This window comes from Ectothiorhodospira lacustris (genome assembly GCF_022227845.1).
GTDB classification, from domain to species: Bacteria; Pseudomonadota; Gammaproteobacteria; order Ectothiorhodospirales; family Ectothiorhodospiraceae; genus Ectothiorhodospira; species Ectothiorhodospira lacustris.
This window is the reverse complement of sequence record NZ_JAJNQN010000018.1, coordinates 16,854-40,047: the sequence shown is the minus strand read 5'-3', so window position 1 is coordinate 40,047 and position 23,194 is coordinate 16,854. Positions and strand designations below refer to the sequence as shown.

24 protein-coding genes are annotated in these 23,194 nt (G+C 62.4%); 21 read left to right on the top strand and 3 right to left on the bottom strand.

The window, feature by feature from the left end; translation table 11 throughout:
- The first annotated feature begins 4 nt into the window (after positions 1-4).
- The 20 genes from fliO to LQ956_RS12595 all read left to right on the top strand — a co-directional run bounded on the left by fliO (position 5) and on the right by LQ956_RS12595 (position 17,666).
- Positions 5-457 carry a flagellar biosynthetic protein FliO gene (fliO, locus tag LQ956_RS12690; protein WP_238620867.1) on the top strand — a complete coding sequence of 151 codons (453 nt, stop codon included), beginning with the start codon at positions 5-7 and terminating at the stop codon, positions 455-457.
- Positions 454-1,200 carry a flagellar type III secretion system pore protein FliP gene (gene fliP / locus LQ956_RS12685; RefSeq protein WP_238620865.1) on the top strand — a complete coding sequence of 249 codons (747 nt, stop codon included), beginning with the start codon at positions 454-456 and terminating at the stop codon, positions 1,198-1,200. Before fliO ends, fliP begins: the two co-directional genes overlap by 4 nt.
- Positions 1,201-1,218: 18 nt before the next feature.
- Positions 1,219-1,488, top strand: a complete 270-nt coding sequence (gene fliQ / locus LQ956_RS12680) for a flagellar biosynthesis protein FliQ (protein WP_238630139.1) — start codon at positions 1,219-1,221, stop codon at positions 1,486-1,488.
- A 13-nt stretch (positions 1,489-1,501) separates the two neighbouring features.
- On the top strand, positions 1,502-2,278 hold the full coding sequence (gene fliR / locus LQ956_RS12675; protein ID WP_238620859.1) for a flagellar biosynthetic protein FliR: 777 nt from the start codon (positions 1,502-1,504) through the stop codon (positions 2,276-2,278).
- 3 nt (positions 2,279-2,281) lie between these two features.
- Positions 2,282-3,439, top strand: coding sequence for a flagellar biosynthesis protein FlhB (flhB, locus tag LQ956_RS12670; RefSeq protein ID WP_238630140.1), 1,158 nt, complete (start codon positions 2,282-2,284; stop codon positions 3,437-3,439).
- Entirely contained in the window at positions 3,440-5,533 is a 2,094-nt protein-coding gene (gene flhA / locus LQ956_RS12665) for a flagellar biosynthesis protein FlhA (RefSeq protein ID WP_238620855.1), read from the top strand. It begins immediately after the preceding gene.
- 85 nt (positions 5,534-5,618) lie between these two features.
- Complete coding sequence (gene flhF / locus LQ956_RS12660; RefSeq protein ID WP_238620854.1) at positions 5,619-7,106, top strand: flagellar biosynthesis GTPase FlhF; 1,488 nt, start codon at positions 5,619-5,621, stop codon at positions 7,104-7,106.
- Positions 7,107-7,152: 46 nt separating this feature from the next.
- Positions 7,153-7,992: a MinD/ParA family protein gene (locus LQ956_RS12655; protein WP_430733424.1), complete on the top strand. Its 840-nt coding sequence runs from the start codon at positions 7,153-7,155 to the stop codon at positions 7,990-7,992.
- A gap of 2 nt (positions 7,993-7,994) precedes the next feature.
- On the top strand, positions 7,995-8,717 hold the full coding sequence (locus LQ956_RS12650) for an RNA polymerase sigma factor FliA (protein ID WP_238620850.1): 723 nt from the start codon (positions 7,995-7,997) through the stop codon (positions 8,715-8,717).
- 101 nt (positions 8,718-8,818) lie between these two features.
- Positions 8,819-9,199: a chemotaxis response regulator CheY gene (gene cheY, locus LQ956_RS12645; RefSeq protein ID WP_238630141.1), complete on the top strand. Its 381-nt coding sequence runs from the start codon at positions 8,819-8,821 to the stop codon at positions 9,197-9,199.
- 8 nt (positions 9,200-9,207) lie between these two features.
- Positions 9,208-9,966, top strand: a complete 759-nt coding sequence (locus LQ956_RS12640; protein WP_238620929.1) for a protein phosphatase CheZ — start codon at positions 9,208-9,210, stop codon at positions 9,964-9,966.
- A gap of 102 nt (positions 9,967-10,068) precedes the next feature.
- The gene (locus LQ956_RS12635) at positions 10,069-12,096 is read left to right on the top strand and encodes a chemotaxis protein CheA (RefSeq protein ID WP_238630142.1); all 2,028 of its coding nucleotides are present in this window, start codon (positions 10,069-10,071) and stop codon (positions 12,094-12,096) included.
- Positions 12,097-12,169: 73 nt separating this feature from the next.
- A complete protein-coding gene (locus tag LQ956_RS12630; protein WP_238620846.1) occupies positions 12,170-13,297 on the top strand; it encodes a protein-glutamate methylesterase/protein-glutamine glutaminase in 1,128 nt (375 codons plus the stop codon).
- 3 nt (positions 13,298-13,300) lie between these two features.
- A complete protein-coding gene (locus tag LQ956_RS12625) occupies positions 13,301-14,041 on the top strand; it encodes a flagellar motor protein (protein WP_238630143.1) in 741 nt (246 codons plus the stop codon).
- A gap of 56 nt (positions 14,042-14,097) precedes the next feature.
- Complete coding sequence (motD, locus tag LQ956_RS12620) at positions 14,098-14,988, top strand: flagellar motor protein MotD (RefSeq protein ID WP_238630144.1); 891 nt, start codon at positions 14,098-14,100, stop codon at positions 14,986-14,988.
- Positions 14,985-15,782, top strand: coding sequence for a ParA family protein (locus LQ956_RS12615; RefSeq protein WP_238620839.1), 798 nt, complete (start codon positions 14,985-14,987; stop codon positions 15,780-15,782). Before motD ends, LQ956_RS12615 begins: the two co-directional genes overlap by 4 nt.
- Positions 15,779-16,471: a chemotaxis protein CheW gene (locus tag LQ956_RS12610; protein WP_238620837.1), complete on the top strand. Its 693-nt coding sequence runs from the start codon at positions 15,779-15,781 to the stop codon at positions 16,469-16,471. The genes LQ956_RS12615 and LQ956_RS12610 overlap by 4 nt, the downstream gene beginning before the upstream one ends.
- 85 nt (positions 16,472-16,556) lie before the next feature.
- A complete protein-coding gene (locus LQ956_RS12605) occupies positions 16,557-17,027 on the top strand; it encodes a chemotaxis protein CheW (RefSeq protein ID WP_238620836.1) in 471 nt (156 codons plus the stop codon).
- 28 nt (positions 17,028-17,055) lie between these two features.
- Positions 17,056-17,277, top strand: coding sequence for a hypothetical protein (locus LQ956_RS12600; protein ID WP_238620834.1), 222 nt, complete (start codon positions 17,056-17,058; stop codon positions 17,275-17,277).
- A complete protein-coding gene (locus LQ956_RS12595; RefSeq protein ID WP_238630145.1) occupies positions 17,274-17,666 on the top strand; it encodes a DUF2802 domain-containing protein in 393 nt (130 codons plus the stop codon). Before LQ956_RS12600 ends, LQ956_RS12595 begins: the two co-directional genes overlap by 4 nt.
- On the opposite strand, the gene LQ956_RS12590 is transcribed toward LQ956_RS12595, so the two are convergent.
- Both LQ956_RS12590 and fliK read right to left on the bottom strand, forming a co-directional pair.
- Positions 17,651-17,959, bottom strand: coding sequence for an EscU/YscU/HrcU family type III secretion system export apparatus switch protein (locus LQ956_RS12590; RefSeq protein ID WP_238620830.1), 309 nt, complete (start codon positions 17,957-17,959; stop codon positions 17,651-17,653). The two genes, LQ956_RS12595 and LQ956_RS12590, sit on opposite strands and share 16 nt — an antisense overlap.
- Positions 17,959-19,242 (bottom strand): flagellar hook-length control protein FliK, encoded by a 1,284-nt coding sequence (gene fliK, locus LQ956_RS12585; RefSeq protein WP_238630146.1) that lies wholly within the window; start codon positions 19,240-19,242, stop codon positions 17,959-17,961. The genes LQ956_RS12590 and fliK overlap by 1 nt, the downstream gene beginning before the upstream one ends.
- Before the next feature lie 128 nt (positions 19,243-19,370).
- Between fliK and LQ956_RS12580 the strand changes: the two genes are divergently transcribed.
- A complete protein-coding gene (locus LQ956_RS12580) occupies positions 19,371-19,868 on the top strand; it encodes a low molecular weight protein-tyrosine-phosphatase (protein WP_238620827.1) in 498 nt (165 codons plus the stop codon).
- Between the two features lie 37 nt (positions 19,869-19,905).
- Here the strand turns inward: LQ956_RS12580 and LQ956_RS12575 are convergent, their stop codons facing one another.
- On the bottom strand, positions 19,906-22,929 hold the full coding sequence (locus tag LQ956_RS12575; RefSeq protein WP_238630147.1) for an Rne/Rng family ribonuclease: 3,024 nt from the start codon (positions 22,927-22,929) through the stop codon (positions 19,906-19,908).
- Between the last annotated feature and the right edge of the window lie 265 nt (positions 22,930-23,194).

The window sequence follows — 23,194 nt, the reverse complement described above, 5'->3', positions numbered from 1 at the left end:
TACCATGTCCGTGCTCAAGCCTTTGATGGGTACGATGCTGCTTCTGCTCATGCCGCTGGTGGTGTCGGCAGGGGAATCCGGCAGCGGCACGTCTGGATTGGGCATCACCGGGGATGGTGCGGCCTATCTGGGGCAGATGGTTGTCGGCCTGATCCTGGTGATCGTTGCCATCCTGGTGCTGGGTTTCATGATGCGGCGCATGGGTGGCATGCACAGCGGGGTGTCCGGAGAACTGCGGGTGCTGGGGGCCGTGTCCCTGGGTGCCCGGGAACGCATGGTGTTGGTTCAGGTGGGCAAGACCCAGTTGCTGCTGGGTGTCGCGCCGGGCCGGGTGCAGACCCTGCACGTCCTTGATGAGCCGATCCGACCCGGGGAGCGTGTTGTGTCGGAGAAGAATGCCGGTGCGTTTGCGGAACGCCTGCGTCATGCCATGGGCCGGCAGGGGGGGGCGTCATGAGACCGCTCGCGCTGTTGTCCTTGGCGCTGTTGCTGCTGTTGCCGGCGGGACAGGCGCTGGCCCAGGCAGGTATCCCGCTGCTGTCGGTGGATACGGACCCCGGTGGCACCCAGACCTACTCGGTCACACTGCAGATCCTGATCCTCATGACCGTGATGAGCCTGCTGCCTGCAGCGCTCATCATGCTGACTTCCTTTACCCGGATCATCATCGTGCTGGGGATTCTGCGCCAGGGGATCGGCACCACTCAGACGCCTTCTAACCAGATCCTGATCGGTCTGGCTCTGTTTCTGACCTTTTTCATCATGGCACCGGTTTTTCAAGCGGTGAACGAGGAGGCGATCCAGCCTTTCATGGCTGAGGAGATCAGCCAGGAGGACATGGTTCGGCGAGCCTGGGTGCCGCTGCGGGATTTCATGCTGGAGCAGACCCGGGAGACGGACATCGCCATGTTTGCCCGTATTGCCGGGCACGACAGCTTCGAGAGTCCCGAGGATGTGCCCTTTTCCGTTCTGGTGCCCTCGTTCATCACCAGTGAGCTGAAGACGGCCTTCCAGATCGGTTTTCTGATCCTGATCCCTTTTCTGATCATCGATCTGGTGGTGGCCAGCGTGCTCATGTCCATGGGTATGATGATGTTGTCACCCCTGATCATTTCCTTGCCTTTCAAAATCATGCTGTTCGTGCTGGTGGATGGTTGGGCGATGATCATGAGTACCCTGGCCACCAGTTTCATTGTCTGAACCGCGGGGAGCACGCCGATGACGCCGGATACCGTAGTGGAAGTGGGGCAGCAGGCCGTGTGGGTCATCGTGCTGATTGCTGCGCCGGTCCTGCTGACCGCCCTGGCCATTGGTCTATTCATCGGCATGATCCAGGCGGCCACTTCCATTCAGGAAATGACCCTGTCCTTCATTCCCAAGCTGCTTGGCATGTTTGCGGCCCTGGTGATCGCCGGGAACTGGATGCTGGATCTGCTGGTGGACTACTGCCTGCGGCTCTACGAGAGCATCCCCGGGTTGATCGGCTAGGAGTCACCGCCCCATGTTCAGCTTTACCGACACCGAACTCATCGCCCTGGTCACTGCCTTCGTGTGGCCGTTCGTGCGCATCAGCGCGATGCTGTTGGCGGCGCCGATCTTCGGTGCGGGGACGGTGCCGTTGCGGGTGCGCCTGGTGTTTGCCATGGTCCTTGCCCTGCTGATTGCGCCCATGCTGCCGGAGCCCCCTGCCGTGCAGCCTTTGAGCATGGAGGGGCTGGTGGTCACCGTTCAGCAGGTACTGATCGGTGTGACCATGGGTTTCATCCTGCAAATGGTGTTCAGCGCCCTGACCATGGCCGGCGAATCCATCGCCCTGTCCATGGGGCTGGGATACGCCTCCATGGTGGACCCTGCGATGGGGGTCCAGGTGCCGGTGGTGTCCCAGTTCTTCGTGATCATGGGGACGCTGATCTTTCTGGCCATGAACGGCCACATCGCGCTGCTGGACATGCTGTTGCAGAGCTTTTACCTCATGCCCATCGGCGTCGAAGGGCTGACCCGGGTGGATTTCTGGGGGGTGGCAAGCTTCGGTTCCGCCATGTACGTGGGGGCCCTGCTGGTGGGGATGCCCATCGTGGCGGCCATGCTGATGGTGAACCTGTCCATGGGCGTGATCACTCGGGCCTCGCCCCAGCTCAATATCTTCGCGGTGGGCTTTCCCATGATGATCATGCTGGGTTTTGTGCTCATCATGCTCAATCTGCCCACCCTGGAGCCCCGTATCCGTGATCTGGCCATGGCCGGATTCGGACTCATCCAGCGTATCTTGGGAGGTTAGGCCATGGCCGAGAATGAATCCTCACAGGAGAAAACAGAACAACCGACCCCCAAACGTCTGCGGGATGCCCAGGACAAGGGGCAGGTCGCCAGTTCCAAGGAACTCAATACCACCTTGGTGCTGCTCACCGGCTCCACCACGCTGCTGCTGTTCGGCGGGGTGTTCCTCAACCATATTCAGGCATTGATGCGCAACAGCCTGATCATCGACCGGGACCGTATCTTTGATCCGTCCTTCATGCTGACGGCGCTGCATGCCCGGATCGGCGAGGGGCTGATGATCCTGGCCCCCCTGTTCCTGGTTCTGGTGATTGCGGCCGTCACCGGGCCGGTGGTCATGGGTGGGGGACGTTTCCGTCTCAAGGGACTTGAGCCCAAGCCGGACAAGCTCAGCCCCATCAAGGGGCTCAAGCGCATCTTCGGACCGCAGGGGCTGATGGAACTGGCCAAGACCCTGGCCAAGTTTTCCCTGATCTCGGTGGTGGCGATGGGCATCCTCTGGCAGTTTTCCGACCGTCTGCTGGGGCTGGGGGGGCAGGAGATGGTGCCGGGGGTGGTCAGTGCCGGTTACATGATTGCCTGGACTTTCGTCGCCCTGAGCGTGTCCTTGATCCTGGTGGTCATGATCGACGTGCCCTTTCAGCTCTGGAATCACCAGCGCCAGCTGCGCATGACCAAGCAGGAAATCAAGGACGAATTCAAGGAGACCGAAGGCAAGCCGGAGGTCAAGAGCAGGGTCCGCCAGCTCCAGTACGAGGTCTCCCGGCGTCGCATGATGGCCGAGGTACCCAAGGCTGATGTGGTGGTGACCAACCCCACCCACTTTGCGGTGGCCTTGAAGTATGACCAGCAAAAGGGTGGGGCGCCCCGGGTGGTGGCCAAGGGGGCGGATCTGGTGGCGGGAGAGATCCGGGAGGTGGCCAGGCAATCCGGCGTCACCATTCTGTCGGCGCCGCCTTTGGCCCGGGCTCTGTTCCATAGCACCCGCCTGGAACAGGAGATTCCGGCCGGACTTTATGTGGCCGTGGCCCAGGTGCTGGCCTATGTCTATCAGCTCCGTAACGCGCTGCGCGAAGGCGGGGTGGTGCCGACACCACCCACCGATCTGCCGGTGCCCGATGAATTTCTCAAACGTGATGTGCCGCCTGCGGAGAATGCATAAATGGCGAGCTTTGCAGACAGTCTGAAGAATGTGAACCGCATGGGTCTGGGGGCGCCGTTGCTGCTGATGGCGTTGCTGGCCATGATGGTCATCCCGTTGCCGCCGCTGGCCCTGGACCTGCTGTTCACCTTCAATATTGCCCTGTCCCTGGTGGTGATCCTGGTGGCGGTGTATACCCCGCGCCCACTGGAGTTCGCGGTGTTCCCCACGGTGCTGCTGGTGGCCACCCTGCTGCGCCTGGCCCTGAACGTGGCCTCCACCCGGGTCATCCTGCTGGAAGGGCATACCGGCACGGATGCCGCGGGCAACGTGATCCAGGCCTTCGGCGATTTCGTGGTGGGCGGTAACTATGCCGTGGGTCTGGTGGTGTTTGCCATCCTCGTGATCATCAATTTCGTCGTGGTGACCAAGGGCGCCGGCCGGGTTTCCGAAGTCAGTGCCCGCTTCACCCTGGATGCCATGCCCGGCAAGCAGATGGCCATCGATGCCGATCTCAACTCCGGGCTGATCTCCCAGGACGACGCCCGCAAGCGCCGGGAAGAAGTGGCCCAGGAGGCCGATTTCTACGGTTCCATGGATGGTGCCAGCAAGTTTGTGCGGGGGGATGCCATCGCCGGCATCCTGATCCTGTTCATCAACATCATCGGCGGTCTGGTGATCGGCACGCTGCAGCACGGCATGAGCGTGGGGGATGCGGCCACCAACTACGTGCTGCTGACCATCGGCGATGGTCTGGTGGCCCAGATCCCCTCCCTGGTGCTGTCTTCCGCCACGGCTATTATCGTCACCCGGGTGTCGACGGCTCAGGACATGGGGCAGCAGGTCGTCAAGCAGCTGTTCGGTTCGCCTCGCGCCCTCTATGTGGCGGGAGGGATCGTGGGCTCTCTGGGATTGGTCCCCGGCATGCCCAACGTGGTATTTCTGAGCCTGGGCGCCCTGATGGGGGCCACGGCCTATCTGATCAGCCAGCAGCGCGCCGCCGATGACGCGGCAATCACCAGGGCACTGGAGGATGAGGCGCCGCCCCCCACCAGTCCGGAGATGAAGGAACTCACCTGGGATGACGTGCCGCCGGTGGATCTGGTGGGCCTGGAGGTGGGGTATCGTCTGATTCCGCTGGTGGACCGTTCCCAGGGGGGGCAGCTGATGGCCCGGATCAAGGGCGTGCGTCGCAAGCTGTCCCAGGAGTTGGGCTTCCTGATCCAGCCGGTGCACATCCGTGACAATCTTGACCTGGGGCCGAATCACTATCGGCTCACCCTGATGGGCGTGACCACGGGGGAGGGTGAGGTATTTCCGGACCGGGAACTGGCCATCAACCCCGGCCAGGTCTTCGGGCAGGTGAAGGGCACCCCTACCAAGGATCCGACCTTCGGTCTGGACGCACTCTGGATTGATCCGGCGCAGCGGGAAGAGGCCCAGGGACTGGGCTATACCGTGGTGGATGCAGGGACCGTGATTGCCACCCATCTGTCCCAGATTCTGCGCGACCACGCCCATGAACTGCTGGGCCACGAGGAGGTTCAGCATCTGCTGGATACCCTGGCCAAGCATTCGCCCAAGCTGGTGGAAAATCTGGTGCCCAAGACCCTGGCGCTGGGGGTGGTGCTCAAGGTGATGCAGAACCTGCTGGCGGAGCAGATCCCGGTGCGGGACATGCGCTCCATCGCCGAAACCTTGGCGGAGCACGGTGCCAAGAGTCAGGATCCTGACGCACTGACGGCTGCGGTACGGATCTCCCTGTCACGCGCCATTGTCCAGAATATCGTGGGAACCGCTTCAGAGCTGCCTTTGCTGGCCATTGATCCCGCGTTGGAACAGATATTGCAAAAGTCCTCGCAGGGAGGCAGTGGTGCCGGACTTGGAATCGAACCGGGACTGGCCGAACGCCTGCAGCGTTCCATTGCCGAGGCCTCCCAGCGTCAGGAGATGTCGGGCGAACCTTCCGTGCTGGTGGTGTCGCCGGATATCCGCCCCTGGATGTCCCGCTGGCTGCGTTCAGCCGTGCGTGGGCTCCATGTCTTGGCCTACACGGAGATTCCGGATAGCAAGCAGATCCGGGTGGTTGCCACCGTAGGTAGGGAGGTGGGGTGACGCAGTTCGAACAGGCATAAGGTGTTTTCAGGCACGTGTGCAGCGCTTTGACCAGCCAGTGCAACGGGGATAACGGGTTACCGTCATGAAGATAAAACGCTATTTTGCACCGGATATGCGCCAGGCCATTCGCTTGGTGCGAGAAAATCAGGGACCGGATGCGGTGATCCTTTCCAGCCGCAGCGTGGAGGGTGGCATCGAACTGATCGCTGCCATGGATTACGACGAGGAAGCGGTACTGGAGATGGCCACCCAGGCGGGCGAGCCGGTTTCCAGGGCCTCGACATCCACCGCCGGCCGGCCGATATCCCCTGACGTACGGCTTCGTTCCAGGGCACCGGACACCGGAATGGAATCCGCGGCCGACCCCGGGATGCCCGAGCCTGAAGCGGCAGTGTCCCTCAAGGCCGATGCCGGGGTCCGTGTTTCGTCAGGGGAGTTTCCGTCGCTGCGCGCCCGCCGTGATGATGTGTGGGCGGAGGAGGGGTTGCATGCCCTGATGACGCCGGTGGTAGAGCCGCCGCCGACCTCGCCCCCGGCCTCGGAGCCTGCCCCCTCGAAACCGGCGAGGGCCAAGAAGGTCGCCAATATTGAGTGGTCCCAGGAACCGACCCTCCTGGCCATGCAGAAGGAGATTCAAGGGCTGCGGGCCATGCTGCAGGACCAGCTCGCCAGCCTGGCGGGGCAGGAGTTCATGCGCCGAGATCCGGGACGGGCCGGCGTGGTGGCCAGACTGCAGCGCATGGGACTGGAGCCGGAGTTGGCCAAGGAGATCGCCATGGCAATCAGCCATCCCGATGACCCTGCGGAGGCTTGGCAAGAGGCCTTGACTCATCTTTCCGGGCGTTTGGCGGTGACCCCCGATGGCATTCTGGATCAGGCTGGCATCATGACCCTGGTGGGACCGAGCGGCGTGGGCAAGACCACGACGGTGGCCAAGCTGGCCGCCTTGCAGAGCCTCAGGCACGGCCATGATTCCGTGGCGCTGATCACCACGGATGCCTATCGCATCGGCGCTCATCGACAGTTGCAGACCTTTGGTCAGATCCTTGAGGTTCCCGTCTATCTGGCGCAGACAGCACGTCAGCTGGGAGATATGCTAGAGGGGTTGAAATCCAAGCGCCTGGTCATCATTGATACGGCAGGCACCAATCAACGGGACATGAAACTGCTTGGCGAGTTGGAGTCCCTGACGTCGGTGCCTTCTGCCAGGACCCTGCTGGTGATGGCGGCCAATGTGCAGAAAGCCGTGATGATGGAGACCGTGAAGTCCTTTGCCCGATTGCAGCCGGAGGGGTGCGTACTGACCAAGGTGGATGAAGCCGCTTCACTGGGTGAGGCCCTGTCGACCCTGATCAGTGCCGGCCTGCCGCTGACGTTCGTCAGCGAAGGTCAGCGCATACCCGATGATCTGCGTCCGGCCCGTGGCGCCCGGCTGGTGGCCACCGCCGCCAGGATGGCGGATGCCGGTGGCGAGCGTGGGGATACCCGTCAGGCCCAGGTGGTTTCTCCCATGTTCCGTGAGCCCATCAACCAGCCCAACGCCAGGTACGTCCATGCCTCCAGTCAGTAATTCTCAGGCGGCCCGACTTTCCTCACCGGTCGATGCGGTCGCTCCGGTGCGTGTCCTGGCAGTGTCCAGCGGCAAGGGTGGTGTGGGCAAGACCAATGTGTCGGTGAACCTGTCCGCCGCCATGGCCCAGAGCGGTAAGCGCGTCATGCTGCTCGATGCCGATCTGGGGCTGGCCAACGTGGATGTCTTGCTGGGATTGCAGCCCAAGGCCAACCTCTACCATGTGCTCAACGGCGAATACACCTTGGACGAGGTGCTGCTTGAAGGTCCGGCGGGCATGCTGATCGTGCCGGCTGCTTCGGGTATCGCCCGCATGGCGGATCTGGAACCGGCGCAGCATATCGGTATCATTCGTGCCTTCAGCGAGTTGTCTCATCCCCTGGATGTGCTGGTGGTGGATACTGCCGCCGGCCTCCATGACAGCGTCACCAGTTTTTGCCGGGCCGCCCAGGAGGTGCTGGTGGTGGTGTGCGATGAGCCGGCTTCCATCACGGATGCCTACGCCCTGATCAAGGTGCTTTACCGGGATCATGGCCTGACGCGTTTTCGCATCCTTGCCAACATGGTCCGCAACGACAATGAGGATGAGGGCAGGGTCCTGTTTCGCAAGCTGGTGTCGGTCTGTGACCGTTTTCTGGAGGACGTGATCCTCGATTACGTCGGCGCCATCCCCCATGATGACCTGCTGCGCAAGGCGGTTCAGCGTCGGCAGAGTGTACTGGAGGCCTATCCTTCCAGCCCCGCCGCCCGTGCCTTTCGCGCGGTTGCCGGTCGCATCGACCAGTGGCCCATGCCCCGCAATACCCGTGGCGGTATCGAGTTTTTTGTGGAAAGGTTGATCAACAGCGGTCGAAACGACCTGGAGCCAGTCACATCAGTGCCATAGCCATGTACGCCAGCAAAGAGTCAGACCATACTCGACTGGTGGATGAGCATGTCTCTTTGGTTAAGCGAATCGCTTACCATCTGCTCGCCCGCCTGCCTGCCAATGTGCAGGTGGAAGACCTGATCCAGTCCGGGGTCATTGGTCTGCTGGAGGCTGCCCGTCACTATGACCCTTCCCAGGGGGCCAGTTTTGAGACCTATGCCGGCATCCGGATTCGTGGTGCCATGCTGGATGAGGTCCGCCGGAGCGACTGGACGCCGCGGTCCGTGCACCGTAATGCCCGGCGTATCAGCGAGGTGATCCGGGAGATTGAAAACCGGGCGGGGCGCGAGGCGACCGGCCCAGAGATTGCCGCTACCCTGGGGGTGGATCTGGAAACCTACCACGACATGCTCCGGGATGCCGCCGGTAGCCGCGTGCTGGGTTTTGATGACCTGTGCGAGGGGGATGGGGATGTGGACAACTTCCTCCCGGGCCTGGGGCCGACTCCATTGGAGTCCGTCACCCGGGCGGATTTTCAGAAAGCCCTGGCCGAGCATATCAACACTTTGCCTGAGCGAGAGCGTTTGATCCTCTCTCTGTATTATGATGACGAGCTGAACCTGCGCGAGATCGGTGAAGTGCTCGGCGTCAGCGAGTCCCGGGTTTGCCAGATCCACGGTCAGGCGCTGGTTCGTCTCAGGGCCCGCATGGTCGAGTGGGTGGCGGACGGTGAGCGGGTCTGATGCCCTCTTGCCGGCAGAATTGATTTCAGAATGCCGGAACACCCCGCTCAAGGGCGTGTCTTCGGTGTGTGTTTAATCGGGAGGTTATTGTGGATAAGAACATGAAGATCCTCATCGTGGATGATTTTTCCACGATGCGCCGCATTATCAAGAACTTGCTGCGGGATCTTGGATACAACAATACCGCTGAGGCTGATGACGGCAGTACCGCACTGCCCATGCTGCAGAACGGTAACTATGACTTCCTGGTCACCGACTGGAACATGCCCGGCATGCCCGGCATCGATCTGCTGAGGGCTGTGCGTGCCGATCCCCGGCTCAAGGACATGCCCGTCCTGATGGTGACGGCCGAGGCCAAGCGCGAGCAGATTGTTGAAGCGGCTCAGGCCGGTGTCAGCGGCTACATCGTCAAGCCTTTCACCGCGGAAACCCTGAAGGAGAAGATCAACAAGATCTTCGAGAGACTGCAGGAAAAAGGGTGAACAACGTCATGGAGAACCAGGAAGACAGCAAAGAGGCCCTGTTCAAGCAGCAGCAACTGGAACGCGCCCGGGAATTGGTCAAGCTCATGGAATCCGGCAATGAAGAAGGGGCTGGGCGACTCATCGAAGAGATGGGGCGCATGCACGAGAGTCTGCTGTTCCAGGAACTGGGCAAGCTGACCCGGGACCTGCACGAGGCCTTGAACAGTTTCCGCCTGGATTCCCGTCTCTCCGAACTGACCCATCAGGATATTCCGGATGCCAAGGAACGTCTCAACTACGTGGTCGCCATGACTGACCAGGCCGCCCATCGCACCCTGAACGCCGTTGAGGCGGCATTACCGGTCTCGGAAATGTTGGCAAACCGGGCGCAGGCATTGCGGGCTGACTGGGCTCGTTTTCGCCAGCGGGAAATGTCCGTGGACGAGTTCCGCTCAGTGAGCCAAGCCCTGGCCGAGTTTCTGGAGGATACGGAACGGGATGCCGAAACGCTGCGCAGTCAGCTTTCGGAAGTGCTCATGGCTCAGGACTTCCAGGATCTGACGGGGCAGGTCATCCGCCGCGTCATGACCTTGGTGCAGGATCTGGAAGACAGCCTGGTGGGGCTGGTGCGTATCTCCGGTAAGCGTCTGTCCACGCCGGAAGGCAAGGACAGGGGCGCGGGGACCGAGCCGGCCGGCCCTGCGGTCAAGGGGACGTCGGATCAGGGCGACGTGGTAAAAAGCCAGGATGATGTGGATGACTTGTTGTCCAGCCTTGGATTTTAAAACTTGTCCTGTCACCGGGACGTCGGCCTGTTTCAGATTTCGCCGGTCCGGCCGCCAAACCGGAATATCAGGGTGCGATTGCACTGGGCGTGAGAGACGGACATGAGTCTGGATACCGACGACGAAATCCTTCAGGACTTTCTGGTTGAGGCCGGCGAATTGCTGGAGGGCCTCAGTGAGCAGTTGGTTCAGCTGGAACAGACCCCCGACGATAAAGATCTGCTCAATTCGGTCTTTCGCAGTTTCCACACCATCAAGGGTGGGGCCGGGTTCCTGAATCTGGAAAACCTGGTCAAGATCTGCCACCGGGCCGAAGACGTGTTCAACCTGCTGCGCCAGGGGCAGCGTCATGTGGACAGCAACCTGATGGATACCATCCTTCAGGTGGTAGACGTGTTGAACCGGATGTTTGATGAGGTGCGCTCCGGCGAGATGCCGGCCCCTGCGCCGGATCACCTGATGGCGGCCCTGGAACCCCTGACCCTGCCCCAGGGGGAGGCACCGCCGCCGCCTCCGGTGCCGACACCCGTGTCGCCGCGGTCCGTGCCGGCTCAGGGGGAGCTTCGGGGGGATATCACGGATGACGAGTTCGAGGCTTTGCTGGATGCCCTTCAGGATCAAAAGCAAAACGGCGGCCCGAAACCGGAGAGCATGACGTCTGCGGTTCCACCGCCTGTCTCCGCGGGAAAGGCTCAGGCTGATGGCGACGCCATCAGCGATGAAGAATTTGACCAGCTGCTGGACGAACTGCAGGGTAGAAAGCCGGAGTCCGCGGCTTCCGCCCAGGCATCCCCCCCTGGGGCAGGCGATACCATCTCCGATGATGAATTCGAAAGCCTGCTGGACAGCCTTCACGGCAAGGGGGAGGGACCTAAAACCGCCCAGCCGAATGTGCCGGCAGCAACATCGTCGGCGGCACCGGTAGCCGGCGGCGTGGAGAAGGCGGCCAAGTCCACTCCCTTGGCCGATACATCGGTTCGTGTGGATACCAAACGTCTGGATGACATCATGAATCTGGTGGGGGAGCTGGTGCTGGTGCGCAACCGCCTGGCGACCTTGCGCTCACGCATGCGGGATGAACAGGTATCCAAGGCCGTGACCAATCTGGACGTGGTCACGGCGGATCTTCAGGCGGCCGTGATGAAGACCCGGATGCAGCCGATCAAGAAGGTGTTCGGGCGCTTTCCCCGGGTGGTCCGGGATCTGGCCCGAAGTCTCAAAAAGGAGGTCAATCTGGAGCTGTGGGGGGAAGATACCGACCTTGACAAAAACCTGGTGGAGGCCCTGGCCGATCCCCTGGTGCACCTGGTGCGAAATGCCGTGGATCACGGTATCGAGTCACCGGAGGAGCGCTTGGCCGCCGGCAAACCGCGTGTCGGCCATGTGGTCCTGTCAGCCGCCCAGGAGGGCGACCATATCCTGCTGACCATCTCCGATGACGGCAAGGGCATGGATCCGGATGTGCTGCGCAAAAAGGCAGTGGAAAAAGGCTTGATGGATGAGGATGCGGCTTCGCGTCTTTCGGATAACGACGCCTTCAATCTCATTTTCAGGGCGGGCTTTTCCACCAAGACGGAGATTTCCGACGTATCCGGTCGCGGCGTCGGTATGGATGTGGTGAAGACCCGGATTGCCCAGCTCAATGGACGGGTGGATGTCACTTCCGAACTGGGCAAGGGCAGCATCCTGAGTATTCGCCTGCCCTTGACCCTGGCCATTCTGCCGACCTTGATGGTGGTGCTGGGCCGACAGCGTTTCGCGTTGCCGCTGGCCAATGTCAGTGAAATCTTCGACCTGGACCTGTCGCGAACGAACCGTGTGGATGATCAGGAGGTTATCATGGTTCGTAACCGCTCCCTGCCGCTTTACTATCTGCGGCGGTGGCTTGTTTCCGGCAGTACCGATGAATATCGGGGGATGGGACATGTGGTAGTGGTGTTCAGCGGCAATCAACGGGTGGGCTTTGTGGTGGACAGCCTGATCGGGCAGGAAGAAGTGGTTATCAAGCCCCTGGGCAATATGCTGCACGGAGTCCCCGGACTGGCAGGTGCAACCATCACCGGTGATGGGGGTATAGCGCTGATCCTTGATGTGCCTGGACTTCTGAAGAATTACGCCAGAAGGCACTGATCTGACCTGTCCCCGCATCATCCCGAACGATCCGGATGCGGGGCCCATGACCTGGAAAAGACGGAGAGATTTGATGGCGGTTCGCGTTCTGGTGGTGGACGATTCCGGATTCTTCCGGCGTCGCATCGTGGAAATCCTGAATGCCGATCCGTCCATTGAGGTGGTGGGGACCGCGAGTAACGGCCAGGAGGCAGTGGACCAGGCCGCCAGTCTCAGTCCTGACGTGATCACCATGGATATCGAGATGCCGGTGATGGACGGTATCACTGCGGTGAGGCGCATCATGGCCCGCAATCCTGTGCCGATCCTGATGTTTTCTTCCATCACCACGGAAGGCGCCAAGGCCACCCTGGATGCCCTTGAGGCCGGCGCGGTGGATTTCCTGCCCAAAAAATTCGAAGACATCGCCCGTGATCAGGAGCAAGCCAAGGAAGTGCTCCGGCGTCGTGTCAAGGCGGTGGGAAGGCGACGCTTCTCACCGCCGCCCGCTGCTACCGTGTCGTCCGGATTGGGTTCCCGTGGGGGGGCTGCAGCACCGCCGTCAGGTCGCCCCGTGGCGGTCACGTCGCCTGCCGGCTTGCCGACACCCCGATCGGCGCGAAGTGTCCCGGATCGTACCCCGATTCAATTGCGGGATTTTCGGGTGGTGCTCATCGGGACCTCGACGGGAGGGCCGCTGGCGCTGCAGAAAGTGCTGGCCGAGTTGCCCGCCCATTTTCCGCTGCCGTTGCTGCTGGTACAGCACATGCCGGGCACCTTCACCCCCGCCTTCGCCCAGCGCCTGGATCAGCTGTGTCGGATCCGGATCAAGGAAGCAGGCGATGGCGATGTGCTGGCACCGGGGCTGGCGTTGCTGGCCCCCGGTGGCAAACAGATGCTGGTGGAGGCCCGTGGGGGGCAGCACCGGGTCAGGATCACTGACAGTTCCCCCGAGCAACATTACCGCCCCAGCGTGGATGTCACCTTCAATTCCGCCGCTGCGGCCTTCCGCGGCGATGCCTTGGCCATCATCATGACCGGCATGGGCGCCGATGGCCGGGAGGGGGCACGGCTCCTGAAGCGATGCGGCGCAAAGATCTGGGCCCAGGACGAAGAGAGCTGCGTAGTGTACGGCATGCCGGCCGCCGTGGTGGATGCGGGGCTTGCGGATCGTGTCCTGCCCCTGTCCCAGATCGGCAGATTGCTGGCCGAGGGGTGCTGAAGCATGGATATTCTCACGCTCATCGGTGTGCTGCTGGCCTTGGTGGCCATTTTCGGCGGCACCGTTGCCAAGGGCAGTGGACTGGCGGCCCTGTGGAACTTGGCCGCGTTCGTGATCGTGGTGATCGGCACGATTGCGGCGGCCCTGATTCAGGCGCGTCCGCTGGTGTTCATGCAGGCCATGAAGATTCTGCCCTGGGCTTTTGTGCCGCCCAGGCTCGACCCCGAGGCCGTCATCGAACGGATCATCAGCTGGAGTCAGGTGGCCAGAAAGGAAGGTCTGCTGGGGCTTGAGTCTCTGGCGGAAACCGAGGAGGACGCCTTCGCCCGCAAGGGTCTGCAGTTGCTGGTGGACGGCACGGAGCCTGAGACAATCCGCACGATCCTGGAGGTGGATAGTCATACCCGTGAAGATTTTCACACCCAGGCCGCCAAGGTCTACGAAAGCATGGGGGTCTACGCGCCGACCATGGGCATCATCGGCGCGGTGATGGGTCTGATGGCGGTGATGCAGAATCTGGCCGACCCCAGTCGCCTGGGGGCCGGTATCGCGGCGGCTTTTGTGGCCACCATCTACGGGATTGCCTCGGCCAACCTTTTTTTCCTGCCCGTGTCCAACAAGCTGAAGGCCATCATTCAGAATCAGAGTGCCTATCGGGAGATGATCATCGAAGGGATCATTTCCATTGCCGAGGGTGAGAACCCGCGCAATATCGAGACCAAACTGCAGGGGTACCTGCACTGACCCGGCGGGCCTTGGCGCCATGGCCGCAGGTTTGAGGGGGTTGCTGGAAGCCTGTCATGTCAAGACGTCGGAAAAAACACGAGGAGCATGTCAACCACGAGGCCTGGGCGATCCCCTATGCGGATCTCATGACCCTGCTGCTGGCCTTTTTCGTGGTGATGTACGCGATCTCATCACTCAATGAAGGCAAGTACCGGATTCTTTCGGAATCCCTGGTGGAGGCCTTCAGGGCAACCCCCAGAACCATCGAGCCCATTCAGGTCGGTGATCTGACCAGGTCGCCTCGCCCCTCCGCGGTGGAGCCTCCGCCCATTACCTCTCCCATGGAAATGGAACGGATGACGCGCAGCCTGGAGGAGATCCTGGTGGACATGGATCTGGAGGGGCTGTCGGTGGCCATCGAGGGTATCAATGCCATGGCGGACCAGATCGAGGTGGCCATGGCCCCATTGATCGAGGCGGGGCTGATTGAGGTGGGGCGGGATCGGTTGTGGATCGAGGTGCAGATCAACACCAGTATCCTGTTTTCCAGCGGCAGTGCCGAGCTGGCAGCGCAAGCGGTGCCCGTGCTGGAGAGGCTGGCCGCGATCCTGGCCCAGTTCCCCGCACGGATCCATGTGGAAGGCCATACCGACAATATACCCATCAGTACGCCGGTCTATCCTTCCAACTGGGAGCTTTCCTCCGGGCGGGCCGCCACCGTCGTCAACCTCTTTGCCCGCAACGGGGTGGATCCGGAGCAGATGGCGGCCATCGGGTTCGGTGAATATCGCCCCAAGGCCGACAATGTGACGCCGGAGGGGCGCCTGCAGAATCGTCGCGTCAACATCGTGGTGTTGGCCGGCCGTCGTCCCGGTACCGGTGAAGGTGCGCCGCCGGAGATGCTGCGCGAGGATATCCAGATACTGTTAAACCAGGGACGACGGAATATGGAGGATCAGCCATGACCGTGATATGGGCTGTCGCCAATCAGAAGGGGGGCGTGGGTAAGACCACCACCACGGTGTCCCTGGGCGGGCTGCTGGCGGCCAGGGGGCATGAGACCCTGCTGGTGGACCTGGATCCCCACGGTTCACTGACCGCCTATTTCGGCGGCGATCCGGAAGGGGCCACCGGCGGCGTCTACAGCCTGTTTCATCAGGCTGCGGAAGGCAGGCCGATCCAGGCAAGCGGGGCGGTACGCGCCACCCGCTTCGATCACTTGTACATCCTGCCCGCATCGACGGCCCAGGCCACGCTGGATCGTCAGTTGGGAACCCGGGAGGGGATGGGCCTGGTCATCAAACGGGCGATTCAGGGGCTGCAGGGGCGGTTTGAATACGTCCTGCTGGACTGCCCTCCCATGCTGGGGGTGTTGATGGTGAATGCACTGGCTGCCTGTAGCAAGCTGCTCATCCCCGTGCAGACGGAATACCTGGCCATTCGCGGGCTTGACCGCATGCTGCAGACATTGAAAATGATCCAGCGCTCGCGCAAGGATGCATTGGAGTACGTGGTGGTACCCACCCTGTTTGACCGCCGTACCCGCGCATCTACCCAGGCCCTATGGGAGTTGCGTGACAATTACAGTGACTGTCTCTGGCAGGGGGTGATCACGGTGGATACCAAATTCAGGGAGGCGGCCATCGCCGGCATGCCTCTGCCCATCATGCTGCCGGATGCCCGCGGGACCGAGGCTTATGCACGCCTGCTGGATTCCTTGTTGGGACAGCATGACTTTCGCCGCAGGGCCGCATCATGAATCACCGGGATGACAGGCCGGAGGATTCCAAGCCCCGGGTTACGGTGGTGGATGAGCCCCAGGCCCTGACCGCCTATCTGGATGACTTGCTGCAGGAAATCGCTGAAGTCACCCCGCTGCCGTCAGGGTCTGCACCGCCGCCTGCGCCCGTGAAACCTGCGCCCGTGCGGGCCATTGTCACCCCGATCAAACCCGTGCCGATCGCGGCACCTCCCGCACCTCCGGCGCCTGCGCAGGATTGCCCTCCGGCATGGGCGCAAAAGCCCTTTCAGTGTCTGCTGTTCCGGCTGGGCGGTGTGACGTTGGCGATTCCACTGGTGAAACTGACCGGCATCATGACCATGCCCAGGGAGATCACCCCCATGCCCGGCCACAGTTCCCTGTTTCTGGGACTGACGGAGCATCATGGCCGCAAGGTGAAAGTGGTGGATATCAGCCCCCACGTATTGCCGCCGGATCGTCTGGCGAACAGACCGCCTCCCGGCAATTTGATCCTCATTGACGAGGGGCGATGGGGGTTGGTCTGTGACCGGGTGGAGGAAACCCTGACCCTGTCCCCCGAGCTGGTACGCTGGCGCTCGCCCAGCGGCAAGCGACCCTGGCTGTCCGGCACGGTGATCAAACATCTGTGCGCCATACTGGATGCGGACTATCTGGCCCGGAGTCTGGAAAAGGGGACTTGGGGCTGAGGGTATCCTCTGCGTCTTGAATTCCAATATTAAGATCATCGCCGGCATGACATGATGCATCCGGCCCGAAAAGAGGTTTCAGTTCATGGCAAAAGAATCCCAGGCGGCATCTGCCACTCAATACGTCACATTCCGTCTTGCGGAGGAGACCTATGCCATCAACGTCATGCAGGTGCAGGAGGTGCTGCGGGTGACGGAGATTGCGCCGGTCCCCGGAGCCCCCCACTACGTGCTGGGCATCATCAACCTGCGGGGCAATGTGGTGACGGTCATTGATGCCCGTCGGCGCATGGGGCTTATGGACAAGGACTCGGATGATGCCTCCAGGATCGTCATCATCGAGGTGGGGGGGCAGGTGGTGGGTATCATGGTGGACAGTGTGGCCGAGGTCATCGAGCTGGCGGCCCGTGATGTGGAGCCTGCCCCGAACGTCGGCAATGATGAAAGCTCCAAGTACATTCAGGGGGTGGCCAGTCGTGATGGTGAGCTGACCATCGTGGTTGACCTTAACAAGCTGCTCACCGATGATGAGTGGGCTGAGGTGGCTACCCTTTAACAAAGGGGACGATCTTCGGAGGTAAATCATGGCTGCGGATCTTCCGATTCCTCCCGCCCATCCACTGGTTCCCGGACGCCCGGTGCCCGAGGAGGGGGATGAACGGGGACGGTTTCCCCGTTCTCCGGCCCGTCGCAAGTCACCGGAAGACGACTCGGATGCCGAACGCGAGGATGTCGATAAGCCGTCCGTGCCGCCGAGAAGGTCCGACCGGGATGATGACCCCAATCACATAGACGAATACGCATGATTTCTTACATCGTCCTGACCCTGGCCTTGCTGATTGCACTGGCAAGCGCCGCGGCCTGTTTTTGGCTTAAACGCCAGCTGGATGCCTTGCGCAAGCGCCTGAGTCTTCAGGAAACATCCGTGCTGGCCCTGCGGGGCGCGCTGAGCGCGTTGCACAACGAGGAACAGCAGTTCGAGGCTTACCGCAAGACGGTGGATCAGCAGCTGCGCCGTTTGGCGGAGCAGCAGGAGCAGGTGCTCATGCGTGATGTGGATGAGGGGCCTTACCGGCAAGCCATGCGCATGGTCAGGCAGGGGGCTACTCGGGATGACCTGGTGGCCGGCTGCGGACTGTCTTCCGGGGAGGCGGAACTGCTGCTGGCCATGCACCGGGATCACTCCGTGTCCTGACCCTTGCCGGCATCAGCGGGCGTTCTGCCGCTGAGCAGGTAGATGAAGGCGAGGACTTCCGCCACCGCTATATAGAGATTTTCCGGGATCTCCTCCCCCAGGGGTACCCGAGAGAGGGTCATGCTCAGGGCAGCATCCCGGTGGACGGGTACATCATGAGCCCTGGCAATCTCCAGCATCCGTTCCGCCAGTTCTCCTTCACCCTTGGCTGTCAGGCGCGGGGCGCCGGTGCCGCTGTAATGCAGTGCAACGGCCTGGCGTCTGCCCGGCTTGTGTTCGATGGGTTTCTTCATCAGGCGTGACTGTCGATCCAGGGCCCATCGGCGGCAGTGGGGGGGATATCCGGTGGTGTCCCGGTTCGGCAGTTCAGGCTGTGGACCTGAAGATTCCGGGATTCCAGGTTACCCTTCAGCTGGGGTAGGGCATCTTCAAGGCGCTGGCGAGTCTCCTCCGAGTCAACCCGAAAGTGGGTACTGACATCCTGCCCGCGGACTACGATCCGGACATGCACCGGCCCCAGTTCCGGCAGATCCATGGCCAGATCGGCCTTCCAGGTATGCGCCTGTTCGTCATCTCCCTGACCTTGGCGGGCATCCCGCTCCAGGCGCATGTGGATGATGTCGATACCCTGTTCGGCGCGCAGGGCCAGTTCCAGCAGCCATCGCGGTTGGGAAACCTCGTCCGGTTTCTCCGTGGACGAAAGCTGATGGATCACCAGTCTGGCCAGGGATCGCTCCACCTGTTGGCGCAGTGTGTCCAGCAGCAGAGAGGCCGGCAGGAGTGCGGCGCTGGCGGTCGCCGGCGCGCGGGGCTGGGCCGTCGGTGAGGTGTTGGGCAAGGGCGGTGGCAGCTCCGCCGTCGCCGGACCGCCGCGGGGCAGCTGGGTGCGCGGTTGCAGGGGGAGGGCGCGCAGTTGTTCGGCCAGGGACAGCAGGCGTGCCTTCAGGTCCTGGGGGAGATCCGTGCGCGCCGAGGGTGCGGGGTGGGCAAGCCGTGCCTCATAGAACAGGCCCGAACCCAACATCGCCTGGCGCAGGCCTTCCGGAGTGCCAATCTGTGAGGGGGTGGGCAGGGCCTGCCACAGGCGCTGCAAGGCCTGGGCCAGCGGCTCGGGAAGCCCCGCGGCACCGGCTTGCCCCGGCTGGTTCAGTGCATGCAGGCTTGCCAGCAGGGGCGCCTGTCCCGACTGCTGGGGCGCCCATTGCCGGAGAAAGGTCGACAGGATTGCCTGCGGCGTGTGCGGCAATGGAGACTGTCGCGTGGACTGCAGCGGAGATTGCGGCGTAGACGGTTGCGGTGCCGGTGCTTCCCGCAGCAGGGCCAGTTCCAGCCTGGGGTTGACGGCCGTGACCTGCATCCGCAGGCTATCCCCGGTGCGTACGGCCAGTGGCAGGCGCAGCTCCAGCGTTTCGCCCGCCAGTCGCAACTGCACGGCGTCCCCTGCCCGGAGGCTGTCGGTCAGGACCCTGGCCTGGACGATCTGTCCGGCCTGGAGGCGCTGCAGGAGATTCCCAAGGACCTTGGCCTGCAGGTCGGCAGGCTGGAGACGGATCGTCTGGGGAGCGGAAGTATCCATGGATGGTCTAACGATAGCCTGCGTCGGTGCCCACTGGCAACGCGCGGTGTGAGAGTGAGTGGGGATAGATGTTCAATAGATGGTTTCAGCGGCTCAGGCAACTTGAGCCTGCTGACGGAGATTTCGACATGAAATTGAGTGTCCTGTTCGTTTGCATGGGGAATATCTGTCGCTCCCCCATGGCTCAGGGTGTCTTCGAGCACCATGTGGTGCAGGCGGGTCTGGCCGATCTGATTCACGTGGATTCAGCGGGGACCCATGCCTATCATGTGGGCGAGCCGCCGGATGAGCGGGCGCGGCGCACGGCTCAGGGCCGGGGGATAGATCTGTCCGGACAGCGGGCCCGACGTATCGAGAGAGCGGATCTGGAACGGTTTGATTACGTATTGGTGATGGACAGGGACAATCTGGAGAACGTACGCCTGATGGGAGAGGCACGTCCCGGCGTGCGGCTGTCACTGTTCATGGACTTCGGGACCCAGTGGTCCGAGTTGGAGGTGCCGGACCCTTATTATGGCGGCTCTACCGGCTTTGAACGGGTCATGGATATGGTGGAAGACGCTTCGAGAGGATTGTTGCTACACCTCTGTCAGGCCCATGATCTTCCCTTGAGGGGCCGGGGGTAACTCCCCCGGCCACCGGGTTGCGGATCCGGCGTCGCCGTCAGCGATCTGCCGTTTCCGATCCCTTGCTGCCGTCCGTCGTCGGAGCCTCCTGGTCGCTGTTTGCCGGTGTGGCCGGTGTCGGTTTGTCGGTCATGGCGGGCTTTTCAGCGACAGCAGATGTTTCCGGACCGGCAGCTGCCGGTCCGGCGTTTTCTTTCACCGCCCTGACGACTTCTTCCTTGCTGGTGCCGGCAGTAGTGCGGCGGCCTTCGCTGCGACGAGCACTGGCCGGTCTCTGGGCCTTGACGGAGCCCGAGCGTCGGGGTTCCCGGGTTTCTTCCACTGCCGACTTGGCGCTCTGGTCAGGCTTGGCCGAAGGCGTTGCCTGCAAGCCCTTTTCCTGTGTCGGTGATTCCCTGTCCTGAGGCGGCTGTGATGCCTCTCTGGTCGGCTCGGATTTGGGCGCCGGCCGGGCTGCTTCCACCTTGGTCTCGGGGGCAATCGGCTGCCCGGCTGCCCGGGGTTCCGCAGGGATGGCCGGCGGCTTGGCTGCGGCCGGCGGAGGCAGCGGCTGGCTGGGAAGCGGTGCCGCCTGAGATTCCTGACTGGGTTGCTGCTCCCTTTTCGCTTTGGATGCGCCGCTTTCATCCTGGCTGGACTGGTCGGGTTCCCGGGCGGGTGGGGCGCTTGCGCTCACCGCTGCGGAAGTTGCGCCGTCGGTTGGGGCATCCTGAGTCGCTTGGCGTGGTCGCCGATCCCGGGGACGGTTGTCTTCACCCTGCTCGGTACTCTGCTCCGCGGTGCTTGGATGTTCTTTGCGGGTTTCCGTCGATGCTTCCACGGTGGATTGAGCGTCGTCCTGACGACCGTTGTCCGAGTTACGATGCTCATCACCCGAGCCGGAGCTGCGACGCCGGCGGCGCCCCCCACGACGCCCCCGGCTGCGGGTGCCGCCGTTACCTTCCCCCTTGTCCCGGTGTTCCTGGGCTGGGGGCTGAGGTGTTTCCTGGCGGGGCTCATCGACAGGCGACTTTGCCGGTGTTTCGGCTGTCCTGGATTCCGCGGGTTTGTTGCCGTCGGTCTCTTCGGTACGTCTGGAGGGTTCCGGGCGATGACCGCCGGCGCTGCGTGATCGCTCATCGTTGCCGGTATCCCGACCCCGTCGGGTGCGAGTGTTGCGACGGGAGCGCCCTCTGCTCGTGTCCGAATCGCCGTCCTGGGCCGGGCGTTCACGCCGCGCAGGAGGCGTGCCGCTGTCTCCACGCTCGCTGCGACTCTGGTTTTCATTGGCTTCTGCGCTGCGACCGGGCCGGCCCTGGCTGCGTTGGGGCGTCCGGGGGGCGGTCTGGGGTGCTGCCGGGCGTTCATCGTTGGAGAACAGGCTGCTCCAGATACGGCTGAACAGGCCGGGCAGGGACACCGGGGAGACGCTGCGCCGAGCCTGAGGGATGGGCGCCTGAGCCCGAGGCTGCATGTCCATCGGTGCCGGTGCCGCTGGTGCAATGGTCTGCACCAAGGCCTTTTCCAAGCGGCTCTTGCGTGTCTGGTTTACCAGTTCGGGTTCATCTTCGGTCAGGATCTGGTAACTGCTCTTGCCTTCGAGTTCCTCGGTCACTTCCTCACCGCGCATGCGCCTCACCGTGAAATGGGGCGTCAGCATGCTGGGGCTGGGCACCAGGGTGATGTCCACGGTGTAGCGGTTTTCGATGGTGGAGATCACATCCCGCTTTTCGTTCAGCAGGAAGGTGGCCACATCCACCGGCAGGTGAGCCAGCACGCACCCGGTCTTCTCCTTCATGGCCTCTTCTTCCACCAATCGGAGCACGGACAGGGAAAGTGATTCCACGCTACGGATATGGCCATGGCCATTGCAGCGAGGGCAGACGATCTGACTGGATTCTCCCAGGGAGGGACGCAGGCGCTGGCGGGACATCTCCAGCAGGCCGAAGCGGGAGATGCGTCCCACCTGGACCCTGGCCCGGTCCATCTCCAGGGCCGAACGCAAGCGGTTTTCCACTTCGCGCTGGTTCTTGTTGGGGGCCATGTCGATGAAGTCGATGACGATCAGACCACCCAGATCCCGCAGCCGCAGCTGACGGGTAATCTCCTCGGCCGCTTCCAGGTTGGTGTTGAGCGCGGTTTCCTCGATGTCGCTGCCCTTGGTGGCACGGGCGGAGTTGACGTCGATGGAGATCAGTGCCTCGGTATGGTCGATGACGATGGCGCCACCGGAGGGCAGGGTGACCTCGCGCTGGAAGGCGGCTTCGATCTGGCTTTCGATCTGGTAGCGGTTGAACAGGGGGACATGGTCTTCGTAGAGCTTGAGCTTGCGCAGATTGTTGGGCATCACCTGCTGGACGAAGTCCCGGGCCTGGGAAAACACCTTGGGATCATCGATGATGACCTCGGCAATGTCATTGCGCATGTGATCCCGCAGGGTGCGGATGATCACGTTGCTTTCCTGGTAGACCAAGAAGGGGCCCTTGCGGCTTTCCGCGGCCTCGGCGATGGAATTCCACAGGGTCTTGAGGTACTCCAGGTCCCACTGCAGTTCTTCGACGCTACGGCCGACACCGGCGGTACGGGCGATCAGTCCCATGCCCTGGGGGACATCCAGCTGTGCCAGGGACTCACGGATTTCGCTGCGTTCCTCGCCCTCGATGCGGCGGGACACGCCCCCGGCCCTGGGGTTGTTGGGCATGAGTACCAGGTAGCGTCCGGCCAGGCTGACGAAGGTGGTCAGGGCGGCCCCCTTGTTGCCCCGTTCTTCCTTTTCCACCTGGACGATGAGTTCCATGCCTTCCTTGAGGGCGGTCCTGGGGGAGGCTTCGGGGTTGTCCGGCTGGTTCAGGTAGCTGCGCGAAATCTCCTTGAACGGCAGGAAACCGTGGCGTTCCGCACCATAGTTGACGAAGGCAGCTTCAAGGCTGGGCTCAACACGGGTGATGACACCCTTGTAGACGTTGGCCTTTTTCTGCTCGCGGGAGGGGAGTTCGATGTCCAGATCGTAGAGTTTTTGGCCGTCCACCATGGCCACACGCAGCTCTTCCGGCTGCGTGGCATTGACTAGGATTCGTTTCATGAAGTGTATCTCGGGTGCAGGGCCCGGCCACGCCCCGGCGTTCACACGGCGTCGGCGGTGCTGCATGGAGAAGGCGCACGCCGCCGGTCATCAGGGCGCATGCGAACAGCCATGGGAGCACAACGCCCGCATGTGCAAGGCACAGGGGCGTGGGGGCAAAGTTGTCCAAAAAACCGCTCAGAATACTCAAGGGATCTATTGTTCTAGAGCGTGCATATCCATGACGGGGAACGACACATGCCCTCAATACAGGCAGGTATTCCCC

Bases quoted from the DNA above. Each gene is read 5' to 3' on its own strand.
- LQ956_RS12630 (WP_238620846.1), top strand. From the start codon at position 12,170: ATGGCGGTTCGCGTTCTGGTGGTGGACGATTCCGGATTCTTCCGGCGT.
- flhF (WP_238620854.1), top strand. From the start codon at position 5,619: ATGAAGATAAAACGCTATTTTGCACCGGATATGCGCCAGGCCATTCGC.
- fliQ (WP_238630139.1), top strand. From the start codon at position 1,219: ATGACGCCGGATACCGTAGTGGAAGTGGGGCAGCAGGCCGTGTGGGTC.
- LQ956_RS12610 (WP_238620837.1), top strand. From the start codon at position 15,779: ATGAATCACCGGGATGACAGGCCGGAGGATTCCAAGCCCCGGGTTACG.
- fliK (WP_238630146.1), bottom strand. From the start codon at position 19,242: ATGGATACTTCCGCTCCCCAGACGATCCGTCTCCAGCCTGCCGACCTG.
- flhB (WP_238630140.1), top strand. From the start codon at position 2,282: ATGGCCGAGAATGAATCCTCACAGGAGAAAACAGAACAACCGACCCCC.
- LQ956_RS12605 (WP_238620836.1), top strand. From the start codon at position 16,557: ATGGCAAAAGAATCCCAGGCGGCATCTGCCACTCAATACGTCACATTC.
- fliO (WP_238620867.1), top strand. From the start codon at position 5: ATGTCCGTGCTCAAGCCTTTGATGGGTACGATGCTGCTTCTGCTCATG.
- LQ956_RS12625 (WP_238630143.1), top strand. From the start codon at position 13,301: ATGGATATTCTCACGCTCATCGGTGTGCTGCTGGCCTTGGTGGCCATT.
- LQ956_RS12580 (WP_238620827.1), top strand. From the start codon at position 19,371: ATGAAATTGAGTGTCCTGTTCGTTTGCATGGGGAATATCTGTCGCTCC.
- flhA (WP_238620855.1), top strand. From the start codon at position 3,440: ATGGCGAGCTTTGCAGACAGTCTGAAGAATGTGAACCGCATGGGTCTG.
- LQ956_RS12600 (WP_238620834.1), top strand. From the start codon at position 17,056: ATGGCTGCGGATCTTCCGATTCCTCCCGCCCATCCACTGGTTCCCGGA.
- LQ956_RS12615 (WP_238620839.1), top strand. From the start codon at position 14,985: ATGACCGTGATATGGGCTGTCGCCAATCAGAAGGGGGGCGTGGGTAAG.
- LQ956_RS12635 (WP_238630142.1), top strand. From the start codon at position 10,069: ATGAGTCTGGATACCGACGACGAAATCCTTCAGGACTTTCTGGTTGAG.
- fliP (WP_238620865.1), top strand. From the start codon at position 454: ATGAGACCGCTCGCGCTGTTGTCCTTGGCGCTGTTGCTGCTGTTGCCG.
- LQ956_RS12590 (WP_238620830.1), bottom strand. From the start codon at position 17,959: ATGAAGAAACCCATCGAACACAAGCCGGGCAGACGCCAGGCCGTTGCA.
- LQ956_RS12640 (WP_238620929.1), top strand. From the start codon at position 9,208: ATGGAGAACCAGGAAGACAGCAAAGAGGCCCTGTTCAAGCAGCAGCAA.
- LQ956_RS12650 (WP_238620850.1), top strand. From the start codon at position 7,995: ATGTACGCCAGCAAAGAGTCAGACCATACTCGACTGGTGGATGAGCAT.
- LQ956_RS12595 (WP_238630145.1), top strand. From the start codon at position 17,274: ATGATTTCTTACATCGTCCTGACCCTGGCCTTGCTGATTGCACTGGCA.
- LQ956_RS12575 (WP_238630147.1), bottom strand. From the start codon at position 22,929: ATGAAACGAATCCTAGTCAATGCCACGCAGCCGGAAGAGCTGCGTGTG.
- fliR (WP_238620859.1), top strand. From the start codon at position 1,502: ATGTTCAGCTTTACCGACACCGAACTCATCGCCCTGGTCACTGCCTTC.
- motD (WP_238630144.1), top strand. From the start codon at position 14,098: ATGTCAAGACGTCGGAAAAAACACGAGGAGCATGTCAACCACGAGGCC.
- cheY (WP_238630141.1), top strand. From the start codon at position 8,819: ATGAAGATCCTCATCGTGGATGATTTTTCCACGATGCGCCGCATTATC.